The sequence below is a fragment of the Streptococcus oralis Uo5 genome (genome assembly GCF_000253155.1).
GTDB lineage: Bacteria > Bacillota > Bacilli > Lactobacillales > Streptococcaceae > Streptococcus > Streptococcus oralis_L.
The window spans coordinates 747,213-760,418 of record NC_015291.1; the positions used below are offsets into that span (position 1 = coordinate 747,213).

A 13,206-nucleotide genomic window follows, 5' to 3' on the forward strand; every position below is an offset into this window, starting at 1 on the left:
ATAGAAGGGATCTATGAAACACTTACTATCTTACTTCAAACCCTATATCAAAGAATCCATTTTAGCTCCCTTGTTCAAGTTGCTTGAAGCTGTTTTTGAGCTCTTGGTTCCCATGGTAATTGCTGGGATTGTTGACCAGTCTTTACCTCAGGCATATCAAGGGCACCTCTGGATTCAGATTGGCCTACTCCTTATCTTTGCAGTGATTGGCGTTTTAGTGGCTTTGGTAGCTCAGTTTTACTCAGCCAAGGCAGCGGTTGGTTTTGCCAAAGAACTGACAGACGACCTTTATCGTCATATTCTTTCTTTATCTAAGAACAGCAGAGACCGTTTGACAACTTCTAGCTTGGTGACCCGCTTGACTTCTGATACCTACCAGATACAGACTGGTATCAATCAATTCCTGCGCCTCTTTTTGCGAGCGCCTATTATCGTTTTTGGTGCAATCTTTATGGCCTATCGCATCTCAGCTGAGCTGACTTTTTGGTTTTTGGTCATGGTTGGTTTTTTGACAATCGTTATTGTCGGTCTCTCTCGAATGGTCAATCCTCTCTACAGTAGTCTCAGAAAGAAAACAGACCAACTGGTTCAGGAAACGCGCCAGCAATTGCAAGGGATGCGAGTTATTCGTGCTTTGGGTCAGGAAAAACGAGAGTTACAAATTTTTCAAACCCTTAACCAAGTTTATGCTAGATTGCAAGAAAAGACGGGTTTCTGGTCTAGTTTGTTAACACCTCTGACCTATCTGATTGTTAATGGAACCCTTCTCGTCATCATCTGGCAGGGATATATTTCAATTCAAGGAGGTTTACTCAGTCAAGGTGCCCTGATTGCTCTTATCAACTACCTCTTGCAGATTTTGGTGGAATTGGTTAAGCTCGCCATGCTGATCAATTCCCTCAACCAGTCCTATATCTCAGCCAAGCGAATCGAGGAAGTCTTTGACGAGGCTCCAGAAGATATTCATTCAGAATTAGAACAAAAGATAGTTACCAGCGAGCAAGTTTTACAAGTCCAAGAATTGACCTTTACCTATCCTGATGCGGCCCAGCCTTCTCTGAGAGACATTTCCTTTGATATGAAGCAGGGGCAAATCCTTGGTATCATTGGGGGAACGGGTTCTGGTAAATCAAGCTTGGTGCAAGTCTTACTTGGACTCTATCCAGTAGACAAGGGGAGCATTGACCTTTATCGAAATGGACGTAGTCCTCGTAATCTTGAGCAGTGGCGGTCTTGGATTGCCTATGTGCCCCAAAAGGTCGAACTCTTTAAAGGAACTATTCGTTCCAACTTGACTTTGGGTTTCAATCGAGAAGTATCTGACCAAGAACTCTGGCAGGCCTTGGAGATTGCGCAAGCTAAGGATTTTGTCAGTGAAAAGGAAGGACTTTTGGATGCCCTAGTTGAAGCAGGAGGCCGAAATTTTTCAGGTGGGCAAAAACAACGTCTGTCTATCGCCCGAGCAGTCTTGCGCCAAGCTCCATTTCTCATCCTAGATGATGCGACCTCAGCTCTCGACACCATCACAGAGTCCAAGCTGTTGAAAGCTATCCGAGAAAATTTGCCAGACACGAGCTTAATCTTGATTTCTCAACGAACCTCAACTTTACAGATGGCTGACCAGATTCTCCTTTTGGAAAAAGGTGAGCTACTAGCTATTGGCAAGCACGATGACTTGATAAAAACTAGCCAAGTCTATCGCGAAATCAATGCATCCCAACATGGAAAGGAGGAAGAGCATGAGACGACAAACTGCAAACCAGACGCTCAAACGTTTGGCTAAGGATTTAGCAAGCCATCCCTTCCTCCTTTTCCTAGCCTTTCTAGGAACGATTGCCCAAGTTGGCTTATCAATTTATCTACCTATCTTGATTGGGCAGGTCATTGATCAGGTCCTGGTGGCTGGTTCTTCACCAGTTTTTTGGCAGATTTTTCTCCAGATGATCTTGGTGGTAATAGGAAATACACTGGTACAATGGGCCAATCCTCTCCTCTATAATCGTCTAATCTTCTCTTATACCAGAGACTTGCGAGAGCGAATCATCCATAAGCTCCATCGTTTACCGATTGCCTTTGTGGATAGACAAGGTAGCGGGGAGATGGTTAGTCGTGTAACCACGGACATCGAACAGTTGGCGGCTGGCTTGACCATGATTTTTAACCAATTTTTCATTGGTGTCTTGATGATTTTAGTCAGTATTCTAGCTATGCTCCAAATTCATCTCCTCATGACCCTCTTGGTCTTGCTGTTGACGCCACTGTCCATGGTGATTTCACGCTTTATTGCCAAGAGATCTTATCACCTCTTCCAGAAGCAAACAGAGACGAGGGGGATTCAGACTCAGTTGATTGAAGAGTCGCTTAGCCAACAGACCATTATCCAGTCCTTTAATGCTCAAGGAGAGTTTATCCAAAGATTGCATGAGGCGAATGCCAACTACGCAGGCTATTCTCAGTCAGCCATCTTTTATTCTTCAACAGTCAATCCTTCGACTCGCTTTGTCAATGCGCTCATTTACGCGCTTTTAGCTGGAGTGGGAGCTTATCGTATCATGATGGGCTCAACCTTGACTATCGGACGTTTAGTGACCTTTTTGAACTATGTTCAGCAGTACACCAAGCCCTTTAACGATATTTCTTCAGTTCTAGCTGAGTTGCAAAGTGCTCTCGCTTGTGCAGAGCGCGTCTATGCTGTCTTAGAAAGTCCTGAGGTTGCTGAAACAGGTAAGGAAGTTTTGACCAGTGACCAAGTCAAGGGAGCTATTTCCTTTAAACATGTTTCTTTTGGCTACCATCCTGAGAAGGTTTTGATTAAGGATTTATCCATTGATATTCCTGCTGGTAGCAAGGTGGCCATCGTTGGTCCTACAGGTGCTGGCAAATCAACCCTCATCAATCTCCTCATGCGTTTTTACCCTATTAACTCGGGAGATATCTTGCTAGACGGTCACTCGATTTATGACTATACCCGAGCATCATTGAGACAGCAGTTTGGTATGGTGCTACAGGAAACCTGGCTCAAGCAAGGGACCATTCATGACAATATTGCCTTTGGAAATCCTGAAGCCAGTCGGGAGCAGGTGATTGCTGCTGCCAAAGCAGCCAATACAGACTTTTTCATCCAACAGTTGCCGCAGGGATACGATACTAAGTTGGAAAATGCAGGAGAATCTCTCTCTGTCGGCCAAGCCCAGCTCTTAACCATCGCCCGAGTCTTTCTAGCTATTCCTAAGATTCTTATCTTAGACGAGGCGACTTCTTCCATTGATACACGGACAGAAGTGCTAGTTCAGGATGCCTTTGCCAAACTCATGAAGGGGCGCACAAGCTTTATCATTGCTCACCGTTTGTCAACTATTCAGGATGCGGATTTGATTCTTGTCTTGGTAGATGGTGATATTGTTGAGCAAGGTAACCATCAGGATCTCATGGCTAGAAAGGGCAAATATTACCAGATGCAAAAAGCTTCAGCTTTTAGCTCTGAATAAGCCATTCCTATCTATTTTAAAATCTTAATGATACTAAAAGTTGCCTTCGGGTGACTTTTTTGTTACAATAGCTAGAAAAAATCAAGGCCTTAGAAGGAGAAAACCAATGAAAGTCTATCAGCATGTAAATATTGTGACTTGTGACCAAGATTTCCATGTCTATCTGGATGGTATCTTGGTTGTTAAGGATTCTCAAATCGTCTATGTCGGCCAAGATGAGTCAGATATTTTAGAGCAAGCTGAGCAGATTATAGACTATCAGGGAGCCTGGATCATACCTGGTTTGGTTAATTGCCATACCCATTCTGCTATGACAGGCTTGCGAGGGATTCGGGATGACAGCAATCTCCATGAATGGCTCAATGACTATATCTGGCCAGCAGAAGCAGGATTTACTCCCGATATGACTACCAAGGCAGTCAAAGAAGCTCTGACGGAGATGCTCCAGTCAGGGACAACAACCTTCAACGATATGTATAATCCCAATGGTGTGGATATCGAACAGATTTATCAGGCAGTCAAGGTTTCCAAGATGCGTTGTTATTTCTCACCGACCCTCTTTTCTTCAGAGACAGAAACAACTGCTGAGACCATAAGCAGAACACGTGCCATTATAGAGGAAATCTTAGGATATGAAAATCCAAATTTCAAGGTTATGGTAGCTCCACATTCTCCGTATAGCTGTGGTAGAGACTTGCTGGAAGCGAGCTTAGATATGGCAAAAGAGCTAGACATTCCTATCCATATCCATGTAGCGGAGACCCAGGAGGAATCAGGAATTATCCTGAAACGATACGGCAAACGTCCCCTCGCATTTATAGAAGAACTAGGTTACTTAGATCATCCGTCTGTCTTTGCTCATGGGGTCGAATTAAACGAGAGAGAAATTGAACGTTTGGCAACCTCTCAAGTGGCTGTCGCCCACAATCCTATCAGTAACCTCAAACTAGCCTCAGGGATTGCTCCCATCATCCAACTTCAAAAAGCAGGAGTAGCAGTCGGAATTGCGACTGACTCGGTTGCTTCCAATAATAATCTAGATATGTTTGAGGAAGGACGGACCGCAGCCCTTCTTCAGAAGATGAAAAGTGGAGATGCCAGCCAATTTCCTATCGAAACAGCTCTCAAAGCTCTGACGATAGAAGGTGCTAAGGTTCTTGGAATGGAAAACCTGATAGGAAGTCTGGAAGTTGGCAAGCAAGCAGATTTTCTCGTGATTCAACCACAAGGAAAAATCCATCTCCAACCTCAGGGAAATATGCTCTCTCACCTCGTTTATGCAGTCAAATCCAGTGATGTTGATGATGTTTATATCGCTGGAGAACAGGTGGTTAAGCAAGGCAAAGTTTTGACAGTAGAGATTTAAAAAAATTTCAAAAAAAGTTTGCAAAAATCTTGCATTCTTTTTTTGTCTATGCTATACTTATATATGGTTTGAAAAAACTGCCTAAGACAGTAGGGGAGCTCGACTCATAAATATCCTACCGAGGACAAAACGTATCATGTAAAAAGAAGCGTATTGTACTTTCGTGTCTAGGTTTGGGCGCGTTTTTCTTTTGGAAAAATTCCCCAAGCAAAATAATTACGGAGGTGAACACACTAATGAGTGAAGCAATTATTGCTAAAAAAGCGGAACTAGTTGACGTAGTAGCTGAAAAAATGAAAGCTGCTGCATCTATCGTCGTTGTAGACGCTCGTGGTTTGACAGTTGAGCAAGATACAGTTCTTCGTCGTGAGCTTCGTGGAAGCGAAGTTGAGTATAAAGTCATTAAAAACTCAATCTTGCGTCGTGCAGCTGAAAAAGCTGGTCTTGAAGATCTTGCATCAGTATTTGTTGGACCATCTGCAGTAGCATTTTCTAACGAAGATGTTATCGCACCAGCGAAAATCTTGAACGACTTTGCTAAAAACGCTGAAGCACTTGAAATCAAAGGTGGTGCAATCGAAGGCGCTGTCGCATCTAAAGAAGAAATCGTTGCTCTTGCAACTCTTCCAAACCGCGAAGGACTTCTTTCTATGCTCCTTTCTGTACTTCAAGCGCCAGTGCGCAACGTTGCTCTTGCAGTCAAAGCGGTTGCAGACAACAAAGAAGACGCAGCTTAATCTTAAGCTACGCAGCGTAGCTTAGCTACGAAAAAACTATTATAAAATTAAAAACTTATTTGGAGGAAATAACAATGGCATTGAACATTGAAAACATTATTGCTGAAATTAAAGAAGCTTCAATCCTTGAATTGAACGACCTTGTAAAAGCTATCGAAGAAGAATTTGGTGTAACTGCAGCTGCTCCTGTAGCTGTTGCTGCAGCTGGTGCTGCTGACGCTGGTGCTGCTAAAGACTCATTTGACGTTGAGTTGACAGCTGCTGGTGACAAAAAAGTTGGCGTTATCAAAGTTGTACGTGAAATCACTGGTCTTGGACTTAAAGAAGCTAAAGAACTTGTTGATGGTGCACCAGGTGTCATCAAAGAAGGCGTTCCAACTGCAGAAGCTGAAGAAATCAAAGCTAAATTGGAAGAAGCTGGAGCTTCAGTTACTCTTAAATAATAGAGCAACTACATTAGTAGCTTAAAAAACATATAAAACCGCTATTCTTAGGAGTAGCGGTTTTTTCTGTTTAGAATGGCAAAACTACTTAGATATTATAGTCTGATACGCAAGACCTAGTACATCATTTTTCTTAACAGTTACTAAAATCTTGATATAATTTCAATTTTCTTCTTGACCCTGACCTTAGGGAAGGGATTATACTAATAGTAGATAAGAAAGGAGATTACTATGAAAATCAATATGATTCGTTCAGATAAAGTTTACCAAGAGATGCTCGAGCTTCCTTTAGAAAAAAGAGAAGGTTGCTTTCGAGCTAAAATATTAGCACCTTTTGCAATGAAATACCAAACGCAACACATCCCTTTGAAAGCAAAGTACCCTGGAGGATTTGATGCTCTATTCCTACTTGGCTTTATGAATCAGTTGCCCGGAACTCTATCAGAAAAGGATAGACCAGCTATCGACTCTCTGAGCTCTGATCAACTCTGGCAGGACTGCCAGGATACCATCAAAAGGAGTATTGGTCTTTTTGAGCAGGCTGGCTATGACTTAGATGTTGAGGATTACCATTTTACTATTTTATTGGGCAATCCAGAAAAACCTATGCTACAGCTCAATAAGGGTTATAGCGGAGATGGCGGAATTCCAGGCTACCTCATGCTTAGTCTGCTACCAAATGACTATACTTTACCACGTGTGCAGGCTGCGTTGGCTCACGAGTGCAATCACAATGTCCGTTTCCAATTTATCAAATGGAACCAGCAGACGACACTAGCAGACTGGGTAGTCAGTGAAGGATTGGCAGAGTCTTTTGCTGCTGAGCTCTATGGCAAAGATCTCATTGGGCCTTGGGTCACTTCAACCAGTCCAGAGCAGTTAGAAGAGATTAAGCCCATCATCTCAAGTCAGCTTCAGCTAACGGGGATGGCGGAAATGGCACCATATCTCTACGGTGATGAAATAGCTAAGATACAGGGTCAGATGCCAGTTGGAATGCCTTATGCTGCAGGCTATGCTTATGGCTATCATCTGATACAAGCTTATCTGAAAAGGACAGGCAAGAGCATTGTTGAGGCCACAGTAACACCAACAGAAGAGATTTTAGAGGCGACGAAAGACTTTTGGAAATGACACTTTTGTTTGAAAATTTGCCAGAACATGATATAATGTAGGTGATTTCAGGAGGTGATAGTATGCACTATAAAAGAATTGAATTGAAGCTGACAGATCAAGGAATTCATGAGCGTAAGATTTTTCAAGGTGTTAAGATTTTCAGCCGTAGCAAGTTATCTAAAGATCAGAAAAGCATTCTAACACAGAAGATTTACCTGACACCGAAGCAAAACATCGTTTACTATCAACGGACAGATATCAACTATGACCAGAACTGGCAGCATAATAAGGACTATTACGAACTAGTTTACGGTCAGTTGGACAGAGAGACTGTTTTTAAGGTTTGTCAATATTTTGACGAACTAAGTCGTTTTCTGGAAAATGAGCTGCTTGAGAAGCTAAAAGAAAAGCAGTCTGCAGGCAAATTTTTTGAAAAATTAGATATATAAAAATCCGGCTGCTTTTATAAGCAGTCGGATTTATTCTAGTGTGATAGTGCTGAAACAATACCTTTACTATCATAGCCTTGGCTACATTTTTAAAAGTTGTTTTAGCTGTCTTGAGGAGCTTGATACTGATGTCCTCAAGTCGACCATAGTATACTGCCATCTATTCACCTGATGAGAGAGATTTTATCATCCAGATATTCATAGCTGGGTGGCCGGCGGCGTTAGAAAGTGGTTCTTGCAATGCTGTAAAACCATAGTGCTGATAGATGGCCACAGCAGTAGCCAGTTCAGTAGAGGTTTCTAGATAAAGCTGTTCATAACCAGCCAGACGGGCTTCCTGGAATATCCGCTTTATCAACCTGCTGGAATAACCTTTGCCACGGCTATTTTTAGTGACATACAGTTTTTGTAATTCAGCAATCTTATCAGACACAGGTGCAAAGCCACCACAGCCAACCAGCTGACCTTCATCTTCCAGAACAAAGTAAGCTGACCTCTCTTGCTGTTGATAATAGTCGGCCAAATGATCTAGATGAGAATCAAAGTAGACAGTTCCTGGTTTGTCAAGCCCGAATTCTTCAAGACTAGTTCGAATGAGCTGCGCTACAGCTGGATTGTCTCTCACTTCCATTGGCCGTAAGTTCATCATTTGTCCTCCGATAGGATGTATCGACTAATTAAACAATACCTTGGGCAATCATAGCGTTTGCTACGTTTTCGAAGGCAGCGATATTTGCTCCTGCAAGGTAGTCAGTACCAAGTCCGTATGTTTCAGCAGTTGTTTTAGCTGTATTGAAGATGTTGGTCATGATGTCTTTGAGGCGTCCATCAACTTCTTCACGAGTCCATGAAAGGCGAAGGCTGTTTTGGCTCATTTCAAGCGCTGATACAGCTACACCACCAGCGTTAGCGGCTTTGGCAGGTCCGTAAAGGATTCCGTTTTCTTTGTAGACTTTAATCGCATCAAGGTCACTAGGCATGTTAGCACCTTCAGATACACAGATAACGCCTTGAGCAACCAAACGTTTAGCTGCTTCACCGTTGATTTCGTTTTGAGTCGCACATGGAAGAGCGATGTCGTAGTTTCCAGCGTAAGTCCATACAGAACCTTCATGGTAAGTAGCAGTTGCTTTCTCAGCTGCGTACTCAGTTAAACGAGCACGGCGTTTTTCTTTAACATCAACCAAAAGATCGAAGTCAATACCATTTTCGTCGATGACATAACCGTTTGAGTCAGATACAGAGATAACAGTAGCGCCGAGTTCAGTCGCTTTTTGAAGAGCGTATTGAGCTACGTTACCAGAACCTGAAATAACCACTTTCTTACCAGCAAAACTGTTACCATTAGCTTTGAGCATTTCTTCAGTATAGTAAACCAAACCATAACCAGTTGCTTCTGGACGAATCAAGCTACCACCAAATCCAAGAGGTTTACCAGTCAAGACACCCGCATCAAATTGGTTAAGACGTTTGTATTGCCCGTAAAGGTAACCAATTTCACGTCCACCAACACCGATATCACCAGCAGGTACGTCAAGAGATGGTCCGATGTATTTTTGCAATTCAGTCATGAAGCTTTGGCAGAAGCGCATCACTTCAGCATCAGTCTTCCCTTTAGGATCGAAGTCTGATCCACCTTTACCTCCACCGATTGGAAGTCCAGTCAAGACGTTTTTAAAGATTTGTTCAAAGCCGAGGAATTTCAAGATCCCTTGGTTTACAGTTGGGTGGAAACGAAGTCCGCCTTTATATGGTCCAACAGCTGAGTTGAATTGAACACGGTAACCACGGTTCACTTGGACTTTTCCATCACGGTCAACCCAAGGAACTCGGAAAGAAATTACGCGCTCAGGCTCAGTGATACGTGCCAAGATGTTTTCTTCGATATACTCGGGATGTTTTTCAAATACAGGTTCCAAAGTGCTGAAGAATTCTTCAACCGCCTGGAGAAATTCAGCCTCATGCCCATTACGAGCTTTCACAGTTGCAAACACGCTTTGGATATAGTCTTTAGCAGATGTCATATCGTTCTCCTTTTGTTGTTATATTTTATTACATGAGCCATTATAGCAGAATTTTTTTTGAGTGTAAAGAAAAAACAGAAATTTTCAAAAAATTCTTTCAATTTATAAAACCGAACGTTTTATATAGAAATTAGTTTCTCAAAGAGAAAATCTTAAAGTATGGTATAATATTAGAAATAAAAGGAATCTGGAGGATCAGAATCATGGTATCAACGAAAACACAAATAGCTGGCTTTGAGTTTGACAATTGCTTGATGAATGCGGCGGGAGTTGCTTGTATGACGATAGAAGAGCTTGAAGGGGTCAAAAACTCAGCAGCGGGTACTTTTGTCACGAAGACAGCGACCTTGGACTTTCGTCAGGGCAATCCTGAGCCACGCTACCAGGATGTTCCACTTGGTTCTATCAACTCTATGGGCTTGCCAAATAACGGCTTAGACTACTATCTGGACTATCTTTTGGACTTGCAGGAAAAAGAGCCAAACCGTACTTTCTTCCTATCTTTAGTTGGCATGTCTCCAGAAGAAACACATACCATCTTGAAAAAAGTTCAAGAGAGTGAATTCAAAGGACTGACAGAGCTTAATCTTTCTTGCCCAAATGTTCCAGGAAAACCTCAGATTGCTTATGATTTTGAGACAACAGACCGTATCTTGGCAGAAGTCTTTGCCTACTTTACCAAACCTCTTGGGATCAAATTACCACCTTATTTTGATATTGTTCACTTTGATCAAGCGGCAGCTATTTTCAACAAATACCCGCTCAAGTTTGTTAACTGTGTTAACTCTATCGGAAACGGCCTTTATATAGAAGACGAGTCTGTCGTTATTCGTCCTAAAAATGGTTTTGGTGGCATTGGTGGAGAGTATATCAAGCCGACCGCTCTTGCTAATGTGCACGCCTTTTACCAACGTCTCAATCCGCAAATCCAAATCATCGGAACGGGTGGTGTTCTAACGGGTCGTGATGCCTTTGAACACATCCTCTGCGGTGCGAGTATGGTGCAAGTAGGGACTACCCTACACAAGGAAGGCGTTGGTGCTTTTGAACGCATTACCAATGAACTGAAAGCTATTATGGCGGAAAAAGGGTACGAGAGACTAGAAGATTTCCGTGGGAAATTGCGCTATATTGACTAAATTAAATCGAAAAATCAGAAGAAAGGAGAGAAGATGCTAGCCATAGAAGAGAGTCGAAAGTTATCTCTATCAAATTTATCTAGCTTGAATCTATTTACTGGGACAGACCAGGGTCAGTTTGAAGTTATGAAGAGTCAAGTGTTGAAACAGATTGGTTATGATCCAGCTGATCTCAATTTTGCTTACTTTGATATGAAAGAAGTAGCTTATAAAGACTTAGAGTTGGAGCTGGTTAGTCTCCCTTTCTTTGCGGATGAGAAAATCGTGATATTAGACCATTTTGTCGATATTACAACAGCCAAGAAACGTTTTTTAACAGATGATGAGCTCAAGTCATTTGAGGCATACCTTGATAACCCTTCGCCAACAACCAAGTTATTGATTTTTGCTGAAGGAAAGTTAGATAGTAAGAGACGGCTGGTCAAATTGCTCAAACGAGATGCCAAGGTTTTTGATGCAGTAGAAGCCAAAGAACAAGAATTGCGCCAGTATTTCCAAAAATGGAGCCAGACACAAGGTCTGCAGTTTGCAGAAAAGTCTTTTGAAAATCTCCTTATCAAATCTGGTTTTCAATTTAGTGAAATCCAGAAAAATCTCCTTTTTTTGCAGTCTTATAAGTCAGACGGCGTGATTGAGGAGAAGGATATTGTCGAGGCTATTCCAAAGACTCTGCAGGACAATATTTTTGATTTGACTCAGCTTATCTTGGGCAAAAAGATCGATCAGGCCCGTGACTTGGTCAGAGATTTGACCTTGCAAGGGGAGGATGAGATCAAGCTCATAGCTGTCATGTTAGGACAGTTTCGTACCTTTACACAAGTGAAGATTTTATCAGAAGCTGGTCAGTCGGAATCGCAGATTGTAAGCAGTCTGGGGACTTATTTGGGACGCAATCCTAATCCTTATCAAATCAAGTTCGCATTGAGAGATTCGAGAGGGATTTCCTTGGCCTTTCTCAAGCGAGCGATTTCTTATTTGATTGAAACAGACTACCAGATTAAAACAGGTGTCTATGAAAAAAGTTACTTGTTTGAAAAGGCGCTCTTGCAGATTGCGACAGAGGCAAATTGAGCAAAAAACTTGAAAAAAGAGGATGATTGCGTTATCATTTTCATATAGAAAGAAAAAGAGGTATTACAGATGGCTATTATCTTACCAGACCTTCCATACGCATACGACGCTTTGGAACCATACATCGATGCAGAAACAATGCACTTGCACCATGACAAACACCATCAAACTTATGTCAACAATGCAAATGCAGCTCTTGAAAAACACCCTGAAATTGGTGAAGACCTTGAAGCTTTGCTTGCTGATGTAGACTCTATCCCAGCTGATATCCGTCAAGCGCTTATCAACAATGGTGGTGGACACTTGAACCATGCTCTTTTCTGGGAATTGATGACTCCTGAAAAAACTGCTCCATCAGCAGAACTTGCAGCAGCAATCGATGCAACATTTGGTTCATTTGAAGAGTTCCAAGCAGCCTTTACAGCAGCAGCTACAACTCGCTTTGGTTCTGGCTGGGCATGGTTGGTTGTTAACAAAGAAGGGAAGCTTGAAGTGACTTCAACAGCAAACCAAGACACCCCAATCTCAGAAGGTAAAAAACCAATCTTGGGCTTGGACGTTTGGGAACATGCTTACTATGTGAAATACCGCAACGTGCGTCCTGACTACATCAAAGCTTTCTTCTCAGTCATTAACTGGAACAAAGTAGATGAGCTTTATGCAGCAGCTAAATAAAAAATAGGAAGGGAAGAGTCATTCTTCTCTTTTTGCTTTATAAAGCAGAAGTCTGACAAAATCGTCAGACTTTTTTCATTTTTATGAGAAACGTGCTAACTGCTAGAAATTATGGTAAAATAGAGTGTTAAGTAATCGTGGAAAAGGAAGACTATGCGTAAAGAAATTGCACCTGAATTATACAACTATAACAAGTTTCCTGGCCCAGAATTTCAAGTAAATGGGGATAAGGTTGAGACTGAAGGGATTGCTTTTACCTTGGTTGAAAATATCAAGGATGCCTTCGATGTGACAGTCTTTAATCAACGCTTCTCAGAAGTGTTGACCAAGTTTGATTATGTCGTGGGTGACTGGAGCAATGAACAGCTCCGCCTACGTGGCTTTTACAAAGACGACCGAACAGAGGAAAAAAATGAAAAGATTAGTCGTTTACAGGACTATCTTTTGGAGTACTGTAGTTATGGTTGTGCCTATTTTGTTCTAGAAAATCAAGCACCGAAGCGGGCTTCATTTGACAAGAAATTGCGTAAAAAGGAAGAGGAAAACCTTCCTAGAAGAGGGAAGAAATCTTCGCAAAACAAGAGAAAACCAAATGCGGATAAGCGAAATAGACGTCGTCATAAGGATCAAAAGTCTCAGAAAGAGGACAAGGGACAGCGCCATTTTGTCATTCGTCAGAAATAGATAGAGAATAAGGA

The 13,206-nt window shown here is 42.0% G+C and carries 13 protein-coding genes and 1 other annotated feature; of the genes, 11 read left to right on the forward strand and 2 right to left on the reverse strand.

Going from position 1 to position 13,206, the window contains the following annotated elements; translation table 11 throughout:
- Positions 1-13 precede the first annotated feature (13 nt).
- From SOR_RS03770 to SOR_RS03800, 7 genes are all read left to right on the forward strand, one after another.
- Entirely contained in the window at positions 14-1,783 is a 1,770-nt protein-coding gene (locus SOR_RS03770; protein ID WP_000681680.1) for an ABC transporter ATP-binding protein, read from the forward strand.
- Positions 1,740-3,488: an ABC transporter ATP-binding protein gene (locus tag SOR_RS03775; protein ID WP_001254283.1), complete on the forward strand. Its 1,749-nt coding sequence runs from the start codon at positions 1,740-1,742 to the stop codon at positions 3,486-3,488. The genes SOR_RS03770 and SOR_RS03775 overlap by 44 nt, the downstream gene beginning before the upstream one ends.
- Before the next feature lie 106 nt (positions 3,489-3,594).
- Positions 3,595-4,854, forward strand: a complete 1,260-nt coding sequence (locus SOR_RS03780) for a TRZ/ATZ family protein (protein WP_000870433.1) — start codon at positions 3,595-3,597, stop codon at positions 4,852-4,854.
- Between the two features lie 62 nt (positions 4,855-4,916).
- Positions 4,917-5,052: a sequence feature (ribosomal protein L10 leader region), on the forward strand.
- Between the two features lie 38 nt (positions 5,053-5,090).
- A complete protein-coding gene (rplJ, locus tag SOR_RS03785; RefSeq protein WP_001287274.1) occupies positions 5,091-5,591 on the forward strand; it encodes a 50S ribosomal protein L10 in 501 nt (166 codons plus the stop codon).
- A 74-nt stretch (positions 5,592-5,665) separates the two neighbouring features.
- On the forward strand, positions 5,666-6,034 hold the full coding sequence (rplL, locus tag SOR_RS03790) for a 50S ribosomal protein L7/L12 (protein WP_001196964.1): 369 nt from the start codon (positions 5,666-5,668) through the stop codon (positions 6,032-6,034).
- 231 nt (positions 6,035-6,265) lie between these two features.
- A complete protein-coding gene (locus SOR_RS03795; protein WP_000700626.1) occupies positions 6,266-7,168 on the forward strand; it encodes a DUF2268 domain-containing putative Zn-dependent protease in 903 nt (300 codons plus the stop codon).
- 62 nt (positions 7,169-7,230) lie between these two features.
- Positions 7,231-7,599 (forward strand): EXLDI protein, encoded by a 369-nt coding sequence (locus SOR_RS03800; protein ID WP_000559012.1) that lies wholly within the window; start codon positions 7,231-7,233, stop codon positions 7,597-7,599.
- Between the two features lie 160 nt (positions 7,600-7,759).
- On the opposite strand, the gene SOR_RS03805 is transcribed toward SOR_RS03800, so the two are convergent.
- Together SOR_RS03805 and gdhA are read right to left on the reverse strand one after the other, a co-directional pair.
- Entirely contained in the window at positions 7,760-8,245 is a 486-nt protein-coding gene (locus tag SOR_RS03805) for a GNAT family N-acetyltransferase (protein ID WP_001053564.1), read from the reverse strand.
- A 31-nt stretch (positions 8,246-8,276) separates the two neighbouring features.
- Positions 8,277-9,623 carry an NADP-specific glutamate dehydrogenase gene (gdhA, locus tag SOR_RS03810; protein ID WP_000199516.1) on the reverse strand — a complete coding sequence of 449 codons (1,347 nt, stop codon included), beginning with the start codon at positions 9,621-9,623 and terminating at the stop codon, positions 8,277-8,279.
- A gap of 203 nt (positions 9,624-9,826) precedes the next feature.
- Between gdhA and SOR_RS03815 the strand changes: the two genes are divergently transcribed.
- The 4 genes from SOR_RS03815 (at position 9,827) to SOR_RS03830 (ending at position 13,192) form a co-directional block, all read left to right on the forward strand.
- On the forward strand, positions 9,827-10,762 hold the full coding sequence (locus SOR_RS03815) for a dihydroorotate oxidase (RefSeq protein ID WP_000255171.1): 936 nt from the start codon (positions 9,827-9,829) through the stop codon (positions 10,760-10,762).
- 33 nt (positions 10,763-10,795) lie between these two features.
- A complete protein-coding gene (gene holA / locus SOR_RS03820; RefSeq protein WP_000879666.1) occupies positions 10,796-11,833 on the forward strand; it encodes a DNA polymerase III subunit delta in 1,038 nt (345 codons plus the stop codon).
- A 69-nt stretch (positions 11,834-11,902) separates the two neighbouring features.
- Positions 11,903-12,508, forward strand: a complete 606-nt coding sequence (gene sodA, locus SOR_RS03825) for a superoxide dismutase SodA (protein ID WP_000974728.1) — start codon at positions 11,903-11,905, stop codon at positions 12,506-12,508.
- Between the two features lie 153 nt (positions 12,509-12,661).
- A complete protein-coding gene (locus SOR_RS03830; protein ID WP_001224376.1) occupies positions 12,662-13,192 on the forward strand; it encodes a YutD family protein in 531 nt (176 codons plus the stop codon).
- Positions 13,193-13,206 lie beyond the last annotated feature (14 nt).

Excerpts from the sequence above, each read along its gene's own strand:
- SOR_RS03770 (WP_000681680.1), top strand. The coding sequence starts at position 14 with ATGAAACACTTACTATCTTACTTCAAACCCTATATCAAAGAATCCATT.
- SOR_RS03830 (WP_001224376.1), top strand. The coding sequence starts at position 12,662 with ATGCGTAAAGAAATTGCACCTGAATTATACAACTATAACAAGTTTCCT.
- holA (WP_000879666.1), top strand. The coding sequence starts at position 10,796 with ATGCTAGCCATAGAAGAGAGTCGAAAGTTATCTCTATCAAATTTATCT.
- SOR_RS03800 (WP_000559012.1), top strand. The coding sequence starts at position 7,231 with ATGCACTATAAAAGAATTGAATTGAAGCTGACAGATCAAGGAATTCAT.
- SOR_RS03805 (WP_001053564.1), bottom strand. The coding sequence starts at position 8,245 with ATGAACTTACGGCCAATGGAAGTGAGAGACAATCCAGCTGTAGCGCAG.
- rplJ (WP_001287274.1), top strand. The coding sequence starts at position 5,091 with ATGAGTGAAGCAATTATTGCTAAAAAAGCGGAACTAGTTGACGTAGTA.
- gdhA (WP_000199516.1), bottom strand. The coding sequence starts at position 9,623 with ATGACATCTGCTAAAGACTATATCCAAAGCGTGTTTGCAACTGTGAAA.
- sodA (WP_000974728.1), top strand. The coding sequence starts at position 11,903 with ATGGCTATTATCTTACCAGACCTTCCATACGCATACGACGCTTTGGAA.
- SOR_RS03795 (WP_000700626.1), top strand. The coding sequence starts at position 6,266 with ATGAAAATCAATATGATTCGTTCAGATAAAGTTTACCAAGAGATGCTC.
- rplL (WP_001196964.1), top strand. The coding sequence starts at position 5,666 with ATGGCATTGAACATTGAAAACATTATTGCTGAAATTAAAGAAGCTTCA.
- SOR_RS03780 (WP_000870433.1), top strand. The coding sequence starts at position 3,595 with ATGAAAGTCTATCAGCATGTAAATATTGTGACTTGTGACCAAGATTTC.
- SOR_RS03815 (WP_000255171.1), top strand. The coding sequence starts at position 9,827 with ATGGTATCAACGAAAACACAAATAGCTGGCTTTGAGTTTGACAATTGC.
- SOR_RS03775 (WP_001254283.1), top strand. The coding sequence starts at position 1,740 with ATGAGACGACAAACTGCAAACCAGACGCTCAAACGTTTGGCTAAGGAT.